We start from the raw sequence: 18,622 nt of genomic DNA on the forward strand, positions 1-18,622 counted from the left end.
AGCCAGGCAGCGTATGGCTGATCACCATCATCGGCAGAAGCCGAGATGGAGATGGCCGCAGCTTCGCCTTTGCGGAGCCAATGGGAGGAGATTTTTCTCGTGAAGACGTTTTTGTCCGCCGCAGCGCTCTGCGCGCTCGTTGCCGCCACCCCTGCCCTCGCCAAGGAAGACAAGGGCTCCTCGGCCTATCAGATCCAGAAGAATGGCGAGCTCAACATCCCGCACTGCCGCCACCGCATCGGCACCGTCGCGATCGTCGAGCCGGACAATCAATGGTGGCGCGAATATAATCTCGGCAGCCCCGAGGCGATCATCAAGATCTTCGTCCAGAAGTCCGGCTGTTTCGGCCTCGTCAATCGCGGCCGCGCGATGCAGAGCCGCAACATGGAACGGGCGATGGCCGATTCCGGCGAGCTTCAGGACAATTCGAACCTCGGCAAGGGCCAGGTGAAGGCGGCCGATTATTTCCTCCAGCCCGATATCGTCACTGCCAACCAGCATTCGGGCGGCGGCGGCGCGGGTGCCGCGCTCGGCGGGCTCCTGGGCCACGCGGGCGGCTTTCTCGGCGCAGCCGGCGCGGTTGCCGGCGGCATCAACGTCAACAAGAAGGAAGCCAATGTCACCCTGTCGGTGGTCAATGCGCGCACCACTGAGGAAGAGGCGCTGACCGAAGGCCATGCCCGCAAGTCCGACGTGAGCTGGGGCGGCGGCGCTGGCGCGTTTGGCGGCGGCGCCTTTGCCGCGGCCGGCGCCGGCGGCTATCAGGATACCGCGATCGGCCAGGTGATCGTGCTCGCCTATCTCGACGCCTATATCAAGCTGGTCGACCAGCTCGGCGGCCTGCCCGAAAATGCGGCGGAAGCAGCGCCGCTCGCCAAATAAACTGGCGACCTGTTGAACGGGAATGGCCCGCCGCGTAACCTACGCGACGGGCCCTTTCCTGTGATTTCCTCTGGTGGCGCCCGCGAAACAACCCGGCTAGAAAGCGGGCAAATCCAAGGGAGAGTCTCGATGAAGTATCTCGCCGTCCCCGCCCTGCTCGCCGTCGCCAGCCTTGCTGTCCCCGCCACGGCGGCCCTGCCGGTCGGCGCCAAGGCACCCGATTTCACCACCCAGGCCGCCGTGGGCGGCAAGCCCTTCACCTTCTCGCTCAAGTCAGCGCTGAAGAAGGGCCCGGTGGTCCTCTATTTCTTCCCGGCCGCCTTCACCCAGGGCTGCACGATCGAGGCGCATGAGTTCGCGGTCGCGAGCTACGAGTTCGAGAAGCAGGGCGCGACCCTGATCGGGCTTTCCGCTGACCCGATCGACAAGCTCGCCAAATTCTCGGTCGAGGCGTGCCGCAACGCCTTCCCGGTCGGCACTGCGACGCCCGCCACGATCAAGGGCTATGATGTCGTCCTGCCGCAGCGCACGACGCTCTCCAACCGCACTTCCTATGTGATCGCCCCCGACGGCAAGGTGATCTACGCGCTGTCCGAGATGAGCCCCGAGGGCCATGTCTCAGGCACGATGGGCGCGGTGAAGGCCTGGCGGGCGAAGCACCGCAAGGGCTGAATATCGGAGGCGGCGAGTGCCGTCCCCGCCCTTTTCCTGCTTTTCGAGATCCGGCCCTGTTGTGGAAATCCCCTCCGGCCACGCGGTCGCTTGCCCTCCGGCGCACGCACGCTAGCATCGCTCGAAACACAGGAGAGCGGCTTTGCGTCATATCGCGATCATCGGCTCCGGCCCTGCCGGCTATTACACCGCTGAGGCTTGCCAAAAGGCCTTCGGCGAGGATGTCCGTGTCGATGTCATCGATCGCCTGCCCGTTCCCTACGGCCTGATCCGCACCGGCGTCGCGCCCGACCATCAATCGATCAAGGGGGTCTCGCGCCGCTATGAGGCAGTCGCGCTGACCGACAATGTCCGCTTCGTCGGCAATGTGCTGGTCGGCAGGGATGTGAGCATTGCCGAGCTCGGCACCTTTTACGACGCCATTGTGCTGGCAACGGGAGCCCCGGTCGATCGCCCGCTCGGCGTGCCGGGAGATGACCTGCCCGGCGTGATCGGGTCGGCGGCGTTCGTGGGCTGGTATAATGGCCATCCCGATTTCGCCGATCTCGACCCGCCGCTGCACGGGCCCGGCGCCGTGGTGGTGGGCGCCGGCAATGTCGCGCTCGATGTCGCGCGGGTGCTTGCGAAGGCCGAGAGCGAGTTCGCCGGGTCCGATATCGTCGGCCATGCGCTCGATCATCTCCGTGGCGCGACCCAGGAGACGATCACCATCCTGGCGCGGCGCGGGCCCCACCAGATCGCGATGACGCCGAAGGAACTTGGCGAGCTCGGCCATCTCGCGCGTGCTGCGCCGCGAGTCGACCCGGCCGACCTGCCCCCGATCGAGGAAGATGCGGTGCTCGATCCCGGCCAGCGCAAATCCGTCACCCACTTGCGCGATTTCGCCGCCCGGGCCGAGACCAGCCCGATCAGCATCGTCTTCGACTTCTTCGCGATGCCCGTGCGGATCGAGGGCGACGGCAGGGCTGAGCGCGTCGTGGTCGAGCGCACCGTGATGGATGCGGAGGGCCGCGCTTCGGGCACCGGCGAGACTTATGAGGTGCCGGCAAGCCTGGTAGTCAGCTGCATCGGCTATCGCACCCCACCGATCGAGGGCGTGCCCTATGACGATAAACTCGGGCGCTTCGCCAACCATGACGGGCGGGTCAGCCCCGGCATCTATGCGGTCGGCTGGGCGCGGCGCGGGCCGACGGGGACAATCGGCACCAATCGGCCGGACGGCTTCCTGATCGCTGAGCATATCGGCGCCGATCTGCCGGGCGACAGCGGCAAGGCCGGGCGGACAGGGCTCGACGCGCTGCTGGCGGCGCGCGGCGTCGATGTCGTCACCTTCCGCGACTGGCAGAAGATCGAGGCGGCCGAAACCGCCCGCGCCCGCGACGGCGCGCCGCGCGAGAAATTCGTCAGCATCGAGGAGATGCTGGGCGCGCGGCACTGACCCTCTTTTTCATCTGTTTTCGCGCGTCGTCGAATGCGGGGTTGATGCCCGCCATTCGGTCAGCTAAGGGCCGTCGCCTTGCCGCGCGAGACAGCGCGTGCATCCGATCGGTCGGGGAATAGCTCAGCCTGGTAGAGCACTGCCTTCGGGAGGCAGGGGCCGGAGGTTCGAATCCTCTTTCCCCGACCAAATCGCTTTTTGATGCGCCCATCGCCGGCGCTGAACCTTTTTGCCGGCCGCCTCGGCGCGATGCAATTATCGGACTTGTGGAGCGGTCTTCGGCGTAACGCCCTGCGCACGCGGCGGCAGCGAGCTCTGATATAGTGGCTCAGACTCCTCGACAGCGAGGACGTGAGTCGCCTTTTTGTGTGAATATTGCACTATCGAAACAACAACTTGCATGATGTTGCCGATAGGCAACACCGACCTGCAATCTTGCCGCATGACAGCCCGTTTGATCCGAATGGAGGCCATGTTCGCTTGAGCTTGCCCGAAGGCGACGATAGCCTTCGTTCATCTTAGAGTAAGATTTCGGTAAATCCGAAAAACGGGGGTAGTCACATGATCAGAGCCTTTTCTCGCGTCTCATCGCCGCGCAACCGCGCCTGGCTCCTCGCATCGGCCGCGACCCTGTCGCTCGCAATCACCGGTGCTGCGCATGCCCAGGCGGGGCCGCCCGAGGGCTCGATCATCGCACCGCAAGGTGGCAATCCCGATCCAAACATCGTGATCTCCAATCCCGTTCCGCCGACCACCGTCAACGTCGGGCTCGATACCCACAACATTACCGGCGTCGGCCAGCTCGTCGTTGACCAGAAGAACGGCTTTATCGGCCTGTGCACCGCCACGCTGATAAACCCGCGTACCGTGATTTTCGCTGCGCATTGCGTGAACGAGGCTCCCGCCGGCAACGCCTTTCAGGATCCCTGGGGCTATGGCACCGGCGCCGGCCAGTTGCCGATCGGCGTTTTCTTCAATGCCAACAACAATGCCCCCGGCAATTCGGCGATCGGCCATTGGCTCAACGGCGTGAACGGCGTCGGCAAGGATGCGACGCGGGTTGCCGAGTTCGCCTATAACCTCAACCAGGTGATGTATAACATCCAGTCGACCCAGCTCGGTGTCGGCAACAACTTCCTGCAGGGCGACGTCGCGATGGGCGTGCTCGACACGCCGGCGGCAAACGTCCCGACCTGGGCGCTGTTGTTCTCGGCCCTGCCCGCGCCGACCTCGACCAATCCGGTGACCGGCACGGGATATCACGTCACCATCACTGGCTATGGCGATAATGGCGTCGGCTCGACCGGCCAGGGCTCGATCGATTACCGCCGCCGCGTCGCCGAGAATTATATCGGGCTGCTCGGTTCGCTCGACGACCAGGACAAGTTCCTGTTCGGCGCGCCCGATGGCTTGCCGCAGAATCTGTACATGCTGGATTTCGATGATCCCAAGCGCCAGAACCCGTATGATTTCAATATCTTCCCTGACGACGCGGTCAAGGGAACCTCAACCACCGCTGGCGAAGGCATCACCGCGCCGGGCGATTCGGGCGGGCCGCTGATCCTGGACCGCACCTATGCCAAGCAGTTGGTGATCGCGGTGCTTTCGGGCGGCGATCGTTTCTACGGCGGGCAGCCGGGCTCCAGTTACGGCACGACCAGCTTCTATCAGCCGCTCTATCTGTTCTGGGACTATATCGCGGCGAATAACCCCTATCATTATGTCTCGGCGCTCGCGGGCGACGGCAACTGGACCGATCCCACTCATTGGACCACCAATGTCGATCCGGCCTATAATGTGCTCGTCAACGGCCAGCTGATGACGGGTGTGCCGACCACGCCGGGTACCGGCATTGCCGACACCTCGCCGGTGTTCGGTTCGGTCTGCTATTATGACGTTTGCGAAAACATCGTCACCGGGGTCGTGACCGTCAACGGCGTTCCGGTCAACGCAACCACTCCGGCCGCAGCGACCGGAACCCAGACCGCCGATGCGACCAAGACGGCGACCGGGGTGGGCAGTGGCCTGAGCTCCAATCTCTCGGCGCAAAGCGGCAGCCAGTCGGCAAATGCGGTGGCGGCCCTGCCCGCGCCGACCCTGGCAAATGGCCTGCCCGGCGCGACCAACTTCGTGCCCAACGATGCCAACCCCAATGCGGCAACGCATACCGCCGCGCGCTATTTCGACGTGACTCTGTCGGCCGCCGGCACGACCACGCTCGATACCGCGATCACGGTCGATCGCTTCTCGGTGTCGGGCGCGAGCTCGAAACTCTCGGTCACCTCGACCGGGTCGCTGACCAGCCTGATCAACATGAATCAGTATGACGGCGTTGTCGTGAACAACGGCATGATGACCTCGCTCGGCGATTATCTGCTGCTGAGCGGCGCCGTGCAGGGCGTCGGCCGGTTCAACGCACCTTATTTCACCAACGTCACCGGCATCATTGCCCCGGGCACGATCGGCGGCACCGGCACGTTGACCTTCGCCGGCAATCTCGTCCTCGCCTCGGGCAGCAAGCTCCTGCTCGATCTCGGCGCGAACGGTGTGTCGGACAAGATCGCGGTCGTCACCACGATCTTCGCGCCTAACCAGATCCCGGTCGACGGCATTGCCGGTCTCGGCGGCACCGTCGCGTTCGGCCCGGCGACCGGCTACATGATCCGCGCGGGCGACAAATACACGATCGTGACCGCGCAGGGCGGCTTCACCAAGGACTCGAACGGAAAGATTATCCCGTTCGACTCAGTGCTGCCGATCAGTGCGATCCTGACGCCGCATCTCACCTACGGCACCAATGCAGTGACGGTGTCGATCGATGCCGGCTTCTACAAGGATGTCGTCGGCAATACGGATGTGCAGAAAGCCTATGCCAGCCTGCTCGATGGTGACCGGGCAAACAACTATGGCGTGCTGTCCGGTCTTTACGGCCCGCTCGATCTCCAGAGCGCGGCGACCATCCAGGGGACGCTCGAGAGCTGGGCGCCGCGCACCGAGACGAACCGCGATGCGTTGGGCACCGTCTCGATCGACAATATGTCACGCTTCTACCGCGACCATGTCGAGGCGATCGAGGTCGGCAATCTCGGCGGCTCGATCGCGATGATCGGCCATCCGTTCGAAATGGCCTCGAACCGCGCGATGAATATGCCCGATACGCCGGAAATACGCAGCGATGCCGGCGAGACGGTGATGGAGGGCAAGCTTCCCGAGACGATGAGCGCCTTCGTCGCGGGCGGCTATCTCAACGGCACCAGCGCGACGATGCCGACTGCGCTCCCGGCTACGGGGCGCGATCATTTCGACGGCTATTTCCTCGCCGCCGGCGTCGAGAAGGAAGCGGGCAGCCACGGTGTGGTCGGTATCTCCTTCGCCTACAGCGATATCGGCGCGACGCCTGCCTATGTCTCGCACGAGGCGAAGAGCCAGCTCTACGAGGGTACGCTGTACGGCAAGATCCAGACCGATGGCGGCTTCGTCGCCGATGCAATGCTCAGCGCCGGTTCCTTCAACTCCCAGACCGTCCGCAACGTCTCGCTGGTCGGCGCCCCCTATCGCCTGACCACCAGCGATCGCTCGCTGATCGTCGCGGGCGAGATCAGCTTCGGCCAGGACTTCAATCTGGGCAGCCTCAAGCTTGGGCCGCGGATCGGTGTTCGCGCCTCGTCGATCATGTTCGACGACATCAACGAGCAGGGCGGCGGGCCGGCGCTGACCTATTACCGCGACAGCTATGACAGCCTGCAGGCGCGCGCCGGCCTCCATCTGAGCGGGGGCAAGACCGTCAAGCCGTATCTCGCCGCCTATGAGGTCCATGAACTCGACGACGAGCCGGGCCTGATTGCGGCGAACTTCACCGGCGCGATTGGCCCGACGGCATTGTTCGCGGTGGCCGGCCAGGACAAGGACTGGGCCGAAGTCAGCGGCGGGCTGTCCTACAGCACCGGCAAGGTCGAAATCTCGGTCGGTGCCGACACGACGATCTGGCGCACCGACGTGGCGAACCAGAGCTATCACGGCACGGTGAAGCTCAGCTTCTGATCCGGCCTTCCGATCCAACAAGAAAGGGAGGCTTCCAACCGGAAGCCGCCCTTTTTTGCCCTCAGGGCACCCCCGCCAGCTATCCGCCTTTACCCCGTCGCCTGCTGCCGATCCTCGCACCGCGACCAGGCGATGAAGGCGTCCTCGTCCATGGGCGCCGCGATCGCATAGCCCTGGATCACGTCGCACCCGATCACACGCAACACCTCAGCTTGCGCCTCGGTCTCGATCCCCTCGGCGACCGCCTCGCAGCCGATGCCGTGGATCAGCCCGACCACGGCATGGGCGATCGTCCGCGCCTCGGCGTTCTCGACAATATGTTCGACCAGGCTTCGATCGAGCTTGACCCGATCGACCGGCAGGTCGCGCAGTCGCGCGAGATTCGAATAGCCGGTTCCGAAATCGTCGATGGCAATCGATGCCCCGTCGGCGCGAAGCAGCGTGATCGCCTCGATCACCTCGCTGCTGCAATGCATCGCCAGCGTCTCGGTTATCTCGAGCTCGAGCAGCCGCGCCGGCGCGTTGGCGGCGAGCATCGCTGCGCGCAGGCGCCGGAAGAAGTTCGCATGATCGAGCTGACGCGGCGAGACGTTGATCGCAAGCCGCTGCTCGATCCCGATCCGACCCCAACGCGCGATGGTCTCGGCGACGGTGGCGATCACCCATTCGCCGATCTCGACGATCAACCCGGTTTCCTCGGCACGCTGGATGAATGTGCCAGGCAGGCGCATCCCGTCACGCGGATGCCGCCAGCGCAGCAACGCCTCGGCGGCAACGATCTCGCCGCCCCACACGGCAACCTGCGGCTGGAAGACGAGCGTGAACTGGTTCTGCTCGAGCGCCTCGCGCAGGTCGCTCTCCAGCTGGGCGCGATCAGCGATCAGGTCGGCGAGCTCTTCAGTGAAATGTTCGGCGCGGCCGCGCCCATTCGCCTTCGCGTGATACATGGCGGCATCGGCGGCGCGCATCAGATCAGTCAGATTCTCGCCATGCTGCGGGCGAAGCGCAATGCCGATCGACGCACCGATCTCTACGTCATTGCCGACCACATCGAAGGGTTCGCTGAGCGCGAACAACACGCCGCGGCCAATGCGCGCCGCCTCGATCGGGTCGGTAATGCCGGCGAAGAACATGGTGAACTCGTCCCCGGCCAGGCGCCCGATCAACGGTTGCGGCGCACCGGTTTCAGCCGTCACGCGATCGGCAACCGCGCGCAGGCGGTTGGCGACCATGCCGAGCAGCATATCGCCCATCGCGTGCCCCATCGTGTCGTTGACCGTCTTGAAGCGGTCGAGATCGATGAAGAACAGGGCGGCGCCGGCACCGGGCGGGAGGTCGATCAGGGCGCGTTCGCAGGTTCGGCGGAAATTGGTGCGGTTCGGGAGCGACGTCACCGGGTCGAACATCGCGAGCCGGTGAACGCTTTCGAGATTGGCGCCCAGTTGCTGGAACAGGCCGTTCATCGCATGAGCGAGCTGGGGCACGTTTTCGGCGATTTCAGGCGGAATCTCGCCCTCCAGATCGCCCTGCGCGGCGCGGGCGAGACGGGCAATGGCTGCATCGATCGCCGATGCGGTGGACGCGATCGAGCGCTCGGCCGACGCCCAGCACATCGCCGCGCACACCACGGCCGGGATGAGTGCGCGCGAGATATTGCCGATGCCGATCTGCCCGGTCGACGTGGCGACCAGAGCAAGAATGAACGCGACCGCGCCGGCGCACATCGCGAACGCGATCGCGCGACTTTTCAGCGATACGCCTTCCATCGCGTTTCCAGGTGCCCCCACGGCCGCGGACAGGAAGCTGCCCGAATGAGCCTGAATGATGCCGCTGAAAGGTTAAGATTTTCGCTGGTCGCGGGGTCGGCGCAGAATGATGTAGAGCGCTCCCGCCCCGCCGTGGCGCGGGTGGGCGCCCCGCACCGCGGCGATCGCGCCGGCATGGCGCGACCCGGCAAGCCAGTCGCCGACAGCGGCACGGATCGCGCCACGGGCATGCGGCCGGGCGCTGCTCGGCAGGGGCGGCTTGCCGGTGACCAGCAGGATGACGCGGTCGCCGTCGCGAACCGCCTGTTCAAGCGCTGAATCGAGCAGGGCATGAGCGCTGCCGAGATTGTGGCCATGAAGATCGATCGAGCGGTCGGGCGAGACCAGGCCGCGCGAAAGCTGCTTGTCCCAGCTGCCGTCAAGCGTGGTGCCGGGCTTCGGACGGGCAGGCGCCGCGATCGGCCGGGGCTGGGCCGGCATTGCCACGACCTTCCGCGCCGGAGGGGCCGGAGGCGAAGGCCGCAGGGCCATGGGCTCGGCCCGGACTGCGGCCGCGGTCCTGGTGACGACGGGCGCGGCTGATCGAGCCCGCGCCCGGATCGGCCGCACGCTCGCCATCACCCGCGCCCATAGCGCGGATTCGTCAGGGGTTAGGGAGCGCCCCGCCATCGGCCCTCTCCGCGGCAAGTCGGTCGAGCGTTCCGAGCGGCAGCAGCACGAAAGCCGTGCCATGTGCCGCCATGCCGCCAGCCGTCGCGCGCGCGTCATCGCCCGCGCCCCAATAGGTGTCGAAACGATTGCTGCCGCGGATCGCCCCGCCGGTATCCTGCGCGACCCACAATCCGGTCGCGTCAGCGCGATCCATCGACAGGAACACGGGCGCGCCGAGCGGCACGAATTTGGGATCGGCCGCCGCGCTCACGCCGGCCGCCACGGGAAGGCCAAGCGCGCCGAGCGGCGGCCCGTCAAGCTCGCGGAAAAAGACGAAGCTCCTGTTCTCGCGCATGATCGCCTGCCCCTCCTGGGGGTGATCGTGGAGCCACTGGACGATGCCCTGCATCGAGGTCTGGCCCGGCCCGAGCAGGCCGCGCTGCTTCATCAGTGCGCCGATGCCGGTATAGTCTCGCCCATTCTGGCTGTCATAGCCGATCCGGATCACCCGGCCATTGGGGAGCCTGAGCCGCCCCGATCCCTGGATTTGCAGGAAGAAGAATTCGGCCGGATCGGCGGCCCAGGCAATGATGCGGGCATGGCCGTCAAGCGCGCCGCCATCGATTTCGGTGCGGTCGAAATAGGGAATGAAATTGGTGCCGTCGATCCGCCCGCGGATCTTCCTGCCCTTCAGATCAGCGCTGAACAGGCCGAGATCGACATCGATCAGATTGTCGGGCCGGCCGTAGATCGGCACCTCATAGCCGCTACGCCGATCGAGCGAACCGGCGATTTCAGGCTCATAATAGCCGGTGGCGAATGCCTTGCCGTCGCCGACCTGGACTGCCTCGAACCACTGCGCGAAGAAGGTCCGCGCCTCGCCGCCACCGACAGTCGCAGCGGCGGCACAGGCAGGCTGCCAATCCGCGCCGCGAGTCAGCCCGGAGCTGTCGGCGCGGCGTTGCAGCGACGGGCATGAAAGGCGGAACGCGGCCAGGGCACGCGCCGCCTGTGCTTCCGATATCGGCAGCGAGCGGATCGACGGGCCGGGTGCAAGGCCGGCCTTGATCGCCGTCGCCCCGCCGGCGGCTGTCGAGCCGGTCACCGGCGCAGTCGTGACGGGTGCGATCGGGGTGGCCGGAACCGGCCTGCGCACCGGTGCAGTCGGGTGACGGGACGGCGCTTCCGGGTGCGGCACAATCTGGCTGCCGCCGCAAGCGCTCAGCAACAGCGCTAACGCAATGATTCCCCCGCGCTGCCTCACGCCGTCACGCTTCGTCGGTGTCGGCGAGCTTCCAGTTCGGATCGCTGCTCTTCAGCATCCGTGCGAACGTCCAGACGTCGTGCGTCTCTTCGGCGTCGCTCATCGACCCGGCGACGACATTGCCCTCGGCATCGCGCGTCACCGCGGCGATATCGGCATCGAAGCGCACCGTGATCCGGGCGAGCTTGCCCTCGACCGAAGCGTCCGCAATGATCGCGCGTTCGATCGAAACGAGCCGGTTGTCGAGCACATGCCCCGCCGTCGCTCGCGCGGCGATCGCTTCGGCAAAGGCATGGCGAACCTCGTCCTCGACCAGCCATTCGAGCGCTTCCTCGTCGCCCTTCCAATAGGCCTCAAGGATCATGCGATAGGCGCTCTTCGCGCCTTCGAGGAACTGGCCGATATCGAAGCCGGATTCAGCGGAGACGATGGCGCGCAAGCCAGCCTCGGCACGCGAATCGATATTGCGATTGGCAATCTCGCGGGGCTCCTGCACGATCTCGATCGGACGCGGCAGCGGCGTCGGCGCGGCGCGCTCCTCGGCCGGCTTCGGCATCAGGGGCTGTTCATGCCCGGTCCGCTTGCCGAGCACCATGTAAAGACGCAACGCCAGAAACGCGGCGACCATCGCGAGAACAACTACCAAGACCACCTTGCCTCCACTATTGGCTGACTCTCTACATAGGCGTAACGCGCCAGTCTTTCAAATGGTGCAATCGGCGCCCGTTGAACTGCTCGCCGCCCCCTGCTACGCGCGCCGTCGCTGGTACGCCACCGGGCGTCGCCGAATAATTACCGATCTTTGAGGATGGACTTTCAATGGACGAGCAGGACGACGGCATCATCACGGGCACCGAGCCCCTTCCCAACGGTGCCGACACCGCACCCGCGGTCGGGCTGCTTTCGCAATATGTGAAGGACCTGTCGTTCGAGAATCCGAATGCCCCGGCGATCTATCAGGTTCCGGGCGCCCCGCAGATCGACGTTCAGTTCAACATCGGCACGGCCCAGGTCGGCGAGGACGTCCATGAGGTGATCCTGCGCATCGAGGTCCGCGCCGAGGTCGAAGGCCAGGTCGCGTTCCTGGTCGATCTCGCTTATGCCGGGCTGTTCGGGCTGCGCAACATTCCGGCCGAGCATCTCCAGCCCTTCCTGCTCGCCGAGGCGCCGCGCCTGCTCTTCCCGTTCGCGCGCCGCGTGCTGGCCGATGCGGTCCGCGACGGCGGCTTCCAGCCGCTGCTGCTCGAGCCGATCGACTTCGGCGCGATCTACATGCAACAGGCCGAAGCGCAGGGTCAGGTCATCGGGGAAGCCGGCACGGCCTGATCGGCCGGTTCGAAGGGCAGAAAATCAATGAACCTCACGCGCGCGCTGGGATCGGTGGGCGGGCTCACCCTTGCCAGCCGCGTGCTGGGGCTGGTCCGCGATTCCCTGTTCGTGCGCTTTGTCGGCGCCGGCTTCGCGTCGGATGCGTTTCTCGTCGCGTTCCGCCTGCCCAACATGTTCCGCGCCCTGTTTGCGGAAGGTGCGTTCTCGGCGGCGTTCATCCCGATGTTCAACCGCAAGGTTTCGGACAAGGATGGCCCGGGCCTCGCCGCCGGGGTCAGCTTCGCCGAGGATGCGCTGTCGGTGTTGCTGCCGGTACTGATCGTGATGACGATCATCGTCGAGATCTTCGCCTGGCCGGTGACGCTGGCCCTGTCCGGCAAGTTCAACGGCATCACCAATGACCAGTTCGCTTTCGCGGTCGAGCTGTCGCGATACACCTTTCCCTATCTTCTGTTCATCAGCCTGGTGTCGCTGCTCGGCGGCATCCTCAACTCGCTGCACAAATTCTGGGTCAATGCAGCGGCGCCGATCCTGCTCAACCTCACGCTGATCGCCGCGCTGCTGCTCTTCCACAACCATGATCCCCTGGTGACCGCCCGCAACCAGGCGATCGCGGTGAGCGTGTCGGGCGTGTTGCAGCTGCTCTGGCTCGGCCAGGCCTGCTGGTCGAGCGGGGTAAAGCTCCGTCTCAAGCTGCCGCGGCTCAATCCCGACGTGAAGCAGTTGATGGCGCTGATCTGGCCCGCCGCTGCCGGCGCCGGCGCGGTGCAGATCAACCTCGTCGTCTCGACCGCACTGGCCGCGTCGCTGCTGGCGCACGGATCAGTGACCTACATCTATACCGCCGACCGGGTGAACCAGCTGCCGCTCGGGCTGATCGGCATCGGGCTCGGCACCGTCCTGTTGCCGCTGATCTCGCGCCAGCTCAGCGCGGGTCAGGAACGCGAGGCGATGGAATCGCAGAACCGCGGCATGGAACTGGCGCTGCTGCTCACCTTGCCCGCCACGGTTGCGCTGGTGCTGTGCGGCGGACCGATCGTCGCTGCCTTGTTCGAACACGGCAAGTTCGGCGCGCAGGATACCTATTTTACCGCGCAGGCGCTCTCCGCCTTCTCGATCGGCCTGCCGAGCTACATTCTCGTGAAGGTGCTGACGCCTGGCTATTATGCGCGCGCCGATACGAAGACGCCGGTGCGCTATGCCATGATCAGCATGGGGGCCAACCTCATCCTCAACCTCGCCTTCATCGTGCCGCTCAAACATATGGGCCCGCCGCTCGCGACCGCGCTTGCGTCAACCCTCAATGTTTTCATGCTCTACCGCACCCTCCGTCGGCGCGGGCATTTCGAGCCCGACCGGCGGTTGCGCCACCGCGCCTGGCGGCTGGCCGTCGCAGCCTTGGCGATGGGCGGCATATTGTGGCTGCTGCAGGATCTGCTGACCCCCTATACCCATGGTGACTGGGTGGTGCGGACTGGGGCGATGCTGGTGCTGGTCGCCACCGGCTGCGTGGTCTATGCGATCGCCACCTTCGTGCTCGGCGCCTTCACCCGCGACGATCTGACCTTCCTCAGGCGCAAACGCGCCGTCTGACTTCGAGAACATCATGCGCGTCGTCTCCGGCATCCAGCCAACCGGCAATCTCCACCTCGGCAATTACCTCGGCGCCATCAAGCAATGGGTCGCCATGCAGGACGCCATGGGGCCAGGCGAGGAATGCCTGTTCTTCCTGGCCGATCTTCACGCCCTGTCCCAGCCGGTGGTCGCCGCCGAGCTGACCTCGAATTCGATCGAGATGGCCGCGACCCTGCTTGCCTGCGGCATCGATCCCGATCGCGCGATCCTGTTCAACCAGGCCCGCGTTCCGGCGCACAGCGAGCTGGCGTGGATTCTCGGCGGCACCGCGCGGATGGGCTGGCTCAATCGCATGACTCAGTGGAAGGACAAGGCGGGCAAGAGCGGCGAGAGCCAGAGCGTCGACCTGTTCACCTATCCGGTGCTGCAGGCGGCCGATGTGCTGCTCTATCAGGCGACTCATGTGCCCGTAGGCGACGACCAGAAGCAGCATCTCGAGCTGGCACGCGACATCGCGACCAAATTCAACAATGATTTCGGTGTCGAGCTGTTCACCCTGCCCGAGCCGTTCATCTCGAAAGCGGCGCCGCGGATCATGTCGCTACGCGACGGCAGCGCGAAGATGTCCAAATCCGATCCGTCGGATGGATCGCGCGTCAACCTGGTCGATAGCGACGACCTGATCGTTCAGAAGCTGAAAAAGGCCAAGACCGATCCGGAACCGCTGCCGGCGACGTTCGCTGAACTGGCCGACCGGCCGGAGGCGAGGAATCTGGTCGTCATCTATTCAGCGCTGGCCGGCATCACGACCGACGCGGTGATGGCCGAATATGGCGGCAAGGGCTTCGGCGTCTTCAAGCCGGCGCTGGCCGACCTGACAGTGGCGATGCTCGGGCCGATCCGCGACCGGCTGACCGCCCTGCTCGACGACCGCGCCGCCGTCAGCGGGGCGCTGGCGAAGGGCGGCGCGCGCGCAGCCGCGATCGCCGCGCCCACGCTGGCGGCGGCGCAGCGCGCGGTGGGGCTGCACGTCTGAAAAACGAACATGTCAGACAGTTCACTTGCGTTCGTCCGTTCAAGCGCTATTCATAACGCTTGCGCTACAATTGCAACTGATTGAAGTCGTTACGCTTTCCCTCGCTTCCAAGGTCGCCAAAGCCATGAAGATGCTTCCGATCGCCGCCACGGCATTGCTCCTGCTCAGCGGCTGCGCCGAGCCGTTCAACGCCAAGGTGTCACGCTTCCAGCAATTGCCCGCGTCGAACGGGCAGAGCTTCGTGATCCAGGCAGCCGATCCCAAGCTCGACGGCGGCATCGAGTTCGGCCAATATGCGCAGATCGTCTCGGCGAAGCTTGCCGGCCAGGGCTATCATGCGGCCGCCGATCCGGCGCGGGCCGACCTCGTCGTGAAGATGGCCTATGATGTCGACAAGGGGCGCGAAAAGACAGTCACGACCGGCCTCTCGCCCTATGCATATGGCGGCGCTTTCGGCGGCCCCTATGGGCGCGGCTTTGGCGGGCCTTATGGCTATTATGGCCGCAGCCGATTCGCTTTCGGTTTCTACGATCCGTTCCTGATCGATGACGACGTGACGAGCTTCACCGTCTATACCAGCGAGCTCGATCTCCAGATCAATCGGACCGACAACGGCAAGCGCGTGTTCGAGGGCACCGCCAAGGCGCAGTCGCGCAGCGACGACCTGCCCTATCTGGTGCCCAGGCTGGTCGAGGCGATGTTCACCGGTTTTCCCGGCAATTCAGGCGAGACGGTGAAGATCACGATCGCGCCGGAGAAGAAATAAGCAGCGATGCCCGTCACCCCGGACTCGTTCCGGGGGGCCACTCATCCGCAAACCAAATATCGGTAAATGCGCGGAACGGTGGGCGCCGGAACGAGTCCGGCATGACGGTTCCGCGCTGCCGCGCGTGGCCCGAAGTCGAAATCTCTAGCCTTCCAGCTCCCTGAGCAAGGTCCTGACCGCGCCGTCGATCTCGCGATCCTTGTCGCGCAGTTCCTCGATGCGGCGTACCGCGTGGATCACCGTCGAGTGATCGCGCCCGCCGAACTTGCGGCCGATTTCGGGCAGCGAGCGGGTCGTCAGCCGCTTGGCGAGGTACATCGCGATCTGGCGCGGTCGCGCCACCACCACAGCGCGGCGCGCCGAGACGAGGTCGATCGGTTTCAACTCGAAATGCGCCGACACGGCGCGCTGGATCTCGTCGATCGTCACCCGCCGCTGGGCACCGCGCAGCACGTCGCCGAGCGTCGCGACCGCGAAATCCATGTCGATCGCCTCGCCGGTCAATTGCGCATAGGCGATCAGACGGTTGAGCGAACCCTCGAGGTCACGGATATTGGCGGTGATCCGTGCTGCAAGCAGATCGAGCACCTCGCCTGGAACCTTCGCATCGGGCAGATCCGCCAGCTTGCGGGTCAGGACAGCGCGGCGCAGCCCGAGATCGGGCGCCTTGATATCGGCGACCAGCCCAACCGAAAGCCGCGACGTGATCCGCGTCTCGATGCCGTCGAGCCCCTGCGGGCAGCGATCGGCGCTGATCACCAGCCTTTTGCCGGCGGCCATCACTTCGCTGACGGTGTGGAAGAATTCCTCCTGAGTCGAATCCTTGCCCGCGATGAACTGGACATCGTCGATCATCAACAGGTCGGCGGCGCGCAGCCGTGCCTTGAACGCGTGGGTATCGCGGTCATTCTGCCTCTGCGCGCGTGCCCGCACCGCCTGGACGAATTCGAACATGAACCGCTCGGCTGACATCATGATCACATTGGCGTCAGGGCATGCCTCCAGATAGGCAGCGCCGATCGCGTGCATCAGGTGAGTCTTGCCCTGGCCGGTGCCGCTATGGATGAAGAGCGGGCTAAAGCGTGGCGTGCCGGGCTCAGCCAGTGCCCGCGCTGCGTTGAACGCCACGAGGTTCGACTGATCGACCACGAAGCGATCGAAGGTGAAGCGCGGATCGAGCTGGGGACGCGCCGATGCCTCGACTGATGCCGCAGCACCAGCAACGACGAGCGGCTCGGCTGCCAGCACCGCGGGCTTTGCCGTCGCACTGCGGGTTTCGATTGCGACGCTGCGCACATCGGGCAGGATCGCCCGGAACTCCTGAACCAGCCGGTCGGCATAGTGATTGCGGACCCAGTTGGTCATGAACGCCGACGGCAACGCCAGGCGCACGGTGTCGCAGTCAGCCCCCTGGACCAGTTCGATCGGCTTCAGCCACTGGTCGAACAGCCGCGCGCCGGCCGACTCGCGCAGGTGACTGCGCACAATCCCCCAGGCCTTCGCAACCTCATCGTGCCGTGCAGCGCCTTCGGTTACAGTGATCGCCAACAACCCAATCCCTCTCCGGGCGCCGGGGCAAGAAGCCCCGCGCCGTCTTAATTCTTCACAGACAAAGGCTCCCCCCAGCCGGAATCCCCGTCCGCCTGACTTCGAAGCTCTCAATTAGGTCGCGAGACGGAATCGTCTGCGCGGCGACGCGATGATTTATGAAGATGATGCCGAGTCGGGCAAGACCCCGACGCGTAACAAAACCGAAATAAACGGGATTGACTCGATGCGAGCGACGGATTTCCGTCGAAAATCTAACAAGCAGCTGTAATCAGGTGACAATCTTCGAAATCATCGGTCAAATCAGGTGCGAATCGCGGTGAATCCTGACTTTTCACGGATCGGGTATGGCGTAGTCCAAAGCCGGACGGCCGATGATGTGATCCATGTTGTCATCAAGACGTCACGCGACAAAAAACCCGCCGGAAAACCTCCGGCGGGCTTTTGTCCCGTCAGTTCACGGCACCTCAGGCGAGGGCAGTGAGCCGCTTGGTGAGGCGCGAGAATTTGCGCGAGGCGGTGTTCTTGTGGAGCACGCCCTTGGCAACGCCGCGCGCCAGCTCGGGCTGCATCGCCGCCATGGCCGCTGAAGCAGCGGTCTTGTCGCCTGCTGCGAGCGCGGCTTCGGCCTTCTTCACGAAGGTCCGGATCCGGCCGACGCGGTTGCCATTTACTTCAGCGCGACGCGCATTGCGCCGGATTCGCTTTTTCGCCTGTGGCGTGTTCGCCATGAAGCCCTCTGATCTGATATAGAAAAGGGCGCGAACGGCAAAGCTCGCGGCCCCGGAAAGCGGGCCTCTTACCCATCAACTATGAGTCGGTCAACCGCTCAACGCTGGCATTTCGGGCACCAGAAGGTCGAGCGCCCGCCTTCGACGTAACGCTTGACCGTTCCGCCGCAGTCGCAGGGCTCGCCTTCACGGCCATAGACGAGCCATTGCTTGGAGAAATAGCCGAGCTCGCCATCGGGCCGCGCATAGTCACGCAGCGTCGAGCCGCCCGCCTCGATCGCCGCCGCCAGCACCGTCCGCACTGCCTCCACCAGCCGTTCGAGTCGCGGCAACGCGATCCGCCCCGCGGCTCTCGCCGGTGCGATCCGGGCAACATGAAGCGCCTCGCAGACATAGATATTGCCGAGCCCCGCGACGATTCGTTGATCGAGCAACATCGCCTTTATCGATGCAGTCCGTCCGGCGAGCGCACCGAGCAGATAGGCGGGGGTGAAACCCGGCCCGAGCGGCTCAGGCCCCATTGCGGCGAAGGGTGGCCAGGCAGCGAGCGATTCGGTTTCGACCAGGTCGAGCGAGCCGAAGCGGCGCGGATCGTTGAGCGCGAGCCGGTGCTTGTCGGTTTCGATGATCAGATGATCGTGCGGCAGCAATTCGCTCGGATCGATTCGCCACCGCCCCGACATGCCGAGATGGAAGACCAATGTGTCGCCGCGATCGGTGTCGATCAGGCCATATTTCGCGCGACGACCAAGCCCGGTCACGGTCGCCCCCGTCAGGCGCTGGCCGAGATCGACCGGGATGACTTTGCGCAGATCGGCGCGGCGTGCCTGGACGCGCGCGATCCGCTCCCCTTCGAGCACGGGGCGCAGTCCGTTGACGGTGGTTTCGACTTCGGGAAGCTCGGGCATTGTCAGCCTATCGCT

Annotated in this window: 15 protein-coding genes and 1 tRNA gene; 9 read left to right on the plus strand and 7 right to left on the minus strand. The window is 65.1% G+C overall.

The annotated features are described in order from the left end of the window. Positions 1 to 51 precede the first annotated feature (51 nt). From ABD050_RS12770 to ABD050_RS12790, 5 genes are all read left to right on the plus strand, one after another. Complete coding sequence (locus ABD050_RS12770) at positions 52 to 882, plus strand: CsgG/HfaB family protein (RefSeq protein ID WP_425542452.1); 831 nt, start codon at positions 52 to 54, stop codon at positions 880 to 882. Between the two features lie 129 nt (positions 883 to 1,011). Further along, positions 1,012 to 1,554 carry a peroxiredoxin gene (locus tag ABD050_RS12775; protein ID WP_343889745.1) on the plus strand — a complete coding sequence of 181 codons (543 nt, stop codon included), beginning with the start codon at positions 1,012 to 1,014 and terminating at the stop codon, positions 1,552 to 1,554. Positions 1,555 to 1,696: 142 nt separating this feature from the next. Next, positions 1,697 to 2,992: an FAD-dependent oxidoreductase gene (locus ABD050_RS12780; protein ID WP_343889746.1), complete on the plus strand. Its 1,296-nt coding sequence runs from the start codon at positions 1,697 to 1,699 to the stop codon at positions 2,990 to 2,992. Between the two features lie 112 nt (positions 2,993 to 3,104). After that, positions 3,105 to 3,181, plus strand: a tRNA-Pro gene (locus ABD050_RS12785). 372 nt (positions 3,182 to 3,553) lie between these two features. After that, entirely contained in the window at positions 3,554 to 7,033 is a 3,480-nt protein-coding gene (locus ABD050_RS12790) for an autotransporter domain-containing protein (protein WP_343889747.1), read from the plus strand. A gap of 89 nt (positions 7,034 to 7,122) precedes the next feature. Here the strand turns inward: ABD050_RS12790 and ABD050_RS12795 are convergent, their stop codons facing one another. The 4 genes from ABD050_RS12795 to ABD050_RS12810 form a co-directional block, all read right to left on the minus strand. Then, positions 7,123 to 8,799 carry a putative bifunctional diguanylate cyclase/phosphodiesterase gene (locus tag ABD050_RS12795; protein ID WP_343889781.1) on the minus strand — a complete coding sequence of 559 codons (1,677 nt, stop codon included), beginning with the start codon at positions 8,797 to 8,799 and terminating at the stop codon, positions 7,123 to 7,125. A 72-nt stretch (positions 8,800 to 8,871) separates the two neighbouring features. Continuing rightward, positions 8,872 to 9,468, minus strand: coding sequence for a Smr/MutS family protein (locus tag ABD050_RS12800; protein ID WP_343889748.1), 597 nt, complete (start codon positions 9,466 to 9,468; stop codon positions 8,872 to 8,874). Then, positions 9,443 to 10,606, minus strand: coding sequence for a murein transglycosylase A (gene mltA, locus ABD050_RS12805; RefSeq protein WP_425542453.1), 1,164 nt, complete (start codon positions 10,604 to 10,606; stop codon positions 9,443 to 9,445). The genes ABD050_RS12800 and mltA overlap by 26 nt, the downstream gene beginning before the upstream one ends. A gap of 112 nt (positions 10,607 to 10,718) precedes the next feature. Then, positions 10,719 to 11,366 (minus strand): Tim44/TimA family putative adaptor protein, encoded by a 648-nt coding sequence (locus ABD050_RS12810; RefSeq protein ID WP_343889749.1) that lies wholly within the window; start codon positions 11,364 to 11,366, stop codon positions 10,719 to 10,721. A 167-nt stretch (positions 11,367 to 11,533) separates the two neighbouring features. Between ABD050_RS12810 and secB the strand changes: the two genes are divergently transcribed. The 4 genes from secB to ABD050_RS12830 all read left to right on the plus strand — a co-directional run bounded on the left by secB (position 11,534) and on the right by ABD050_RS12830 (position 15,420). After that, the gene (gene secB / locus ABD050_RS12815) at positions 11,534 to 12,040 is read left to right on the plus strand and encodes a protein-export chaperone SecB (RefSeq protein WP_343889750.1); all 507 of its coding nucleotides are present in this window, start codon (positions 11,534 to 11,536) and stop codon (positions 12,038 to 12,040) included. A gap of 27 nt (positions 12,041 to 12,067) precedes the next feature. After that, positions 12,068 to 13,636, plus strand: coding sequence for a murein biosynthesis integral membrane protein MurJ (murJ, locus tag ABD050_RS12820; RefSeq protein WP_343889751.1), 1,569 nt, complete (start codon positions 12,068 to 12,070; stop codon positions 13,634 to 13,636). Between the two features lie 13 nt (positions 13,637 to 13,649). Further along, the gene (gene trpS, locus ABD050_RS12825; protein ID WP_343889752.1) at positions 13,650 to 14,654 is read left to right on the plus strand and encodes a tryptophan--tRNA ligase; all 1,005 of its coding nucleotides are present in this window, start codon (positions 13,650 to 13,652) and stop codon (positions 14,652 to 14,654) included. Positions 14,655 to 14,778: 124 nt separating this feature from the next. After that, positions 14,779 to 15,420 carry a DUF4136 domain-containing protein gene (locus ABD050_RS12830; protein ID WP_343889753.1) on the plus strand — a complete coding sequence of 214 codons (642 nt, stop codon included), beginning with the start codon at positions 14,779 to 14,781 and terminating at the stop codon, positions 15,418 to 15,420. A gap of 144 nt (positions 15,421 to 15,564) precedes the next feature. Here the strand turns inward: ABD050_RS12830 and dnaA are convergent, their stop codons facing one another. From dnaA to mutM, 3 genes are all read right to left on the minus strand, one after another. Further along, a complete protein-coding gene (gene dnaA, locus ABD050_RS12835; protein WP_343889754.1) occupies positions 15,565 to 16,968 on the minus strand; it encodes a chromosomal replication initiator protein DnaA in 1,404 nt (467 codons plus the stop codon). Between the two features lie 467 nt (positions 16,969 to 17,435). Next, positions 17,436 to 17,699: a 30S ribosomal protein S20 gene (gene rpsT / locus ABD050_RS12840; protein ID WP_343889755.1), complete on the minus strand. Its 264-nt coding sequence runs from the start codon at positions 17,697 to 17,699 to the stop codon at positions 17,436 to 17,438. A gap of 98 nt (positions 17,700 to 17,797) precedes the next feature. Then, the gene (gene mutM, locus ABD050_RS12845) at positions 17,798 to 18,607 is read right to left on the minus strand and encodes a bifunctional DNA-formamidopyrimidine glycosylase/DNA-(apurinic or apyrimidinic site) lyase (protein WP_343889756.1); all 810 of its coding nucleotides are present in this window, start codon (positions 18,605 to 18,607) and stop codon (positions 17,798 to 17,800) included. Positions 18,608 to 18,622 lie beyond the last annotated feature (15 nt).

Source organism: Sphingomonas oligophenolica, assembly GCF_039522915.1.
Classification (GTDB): domain Bacteria; phylum Pseudomonadota; class Alphaproteobacteria; order Sphingomonadales; family Sphingomonadaceae; genus Sphingomonas; species Sphingomonas oligophenolica.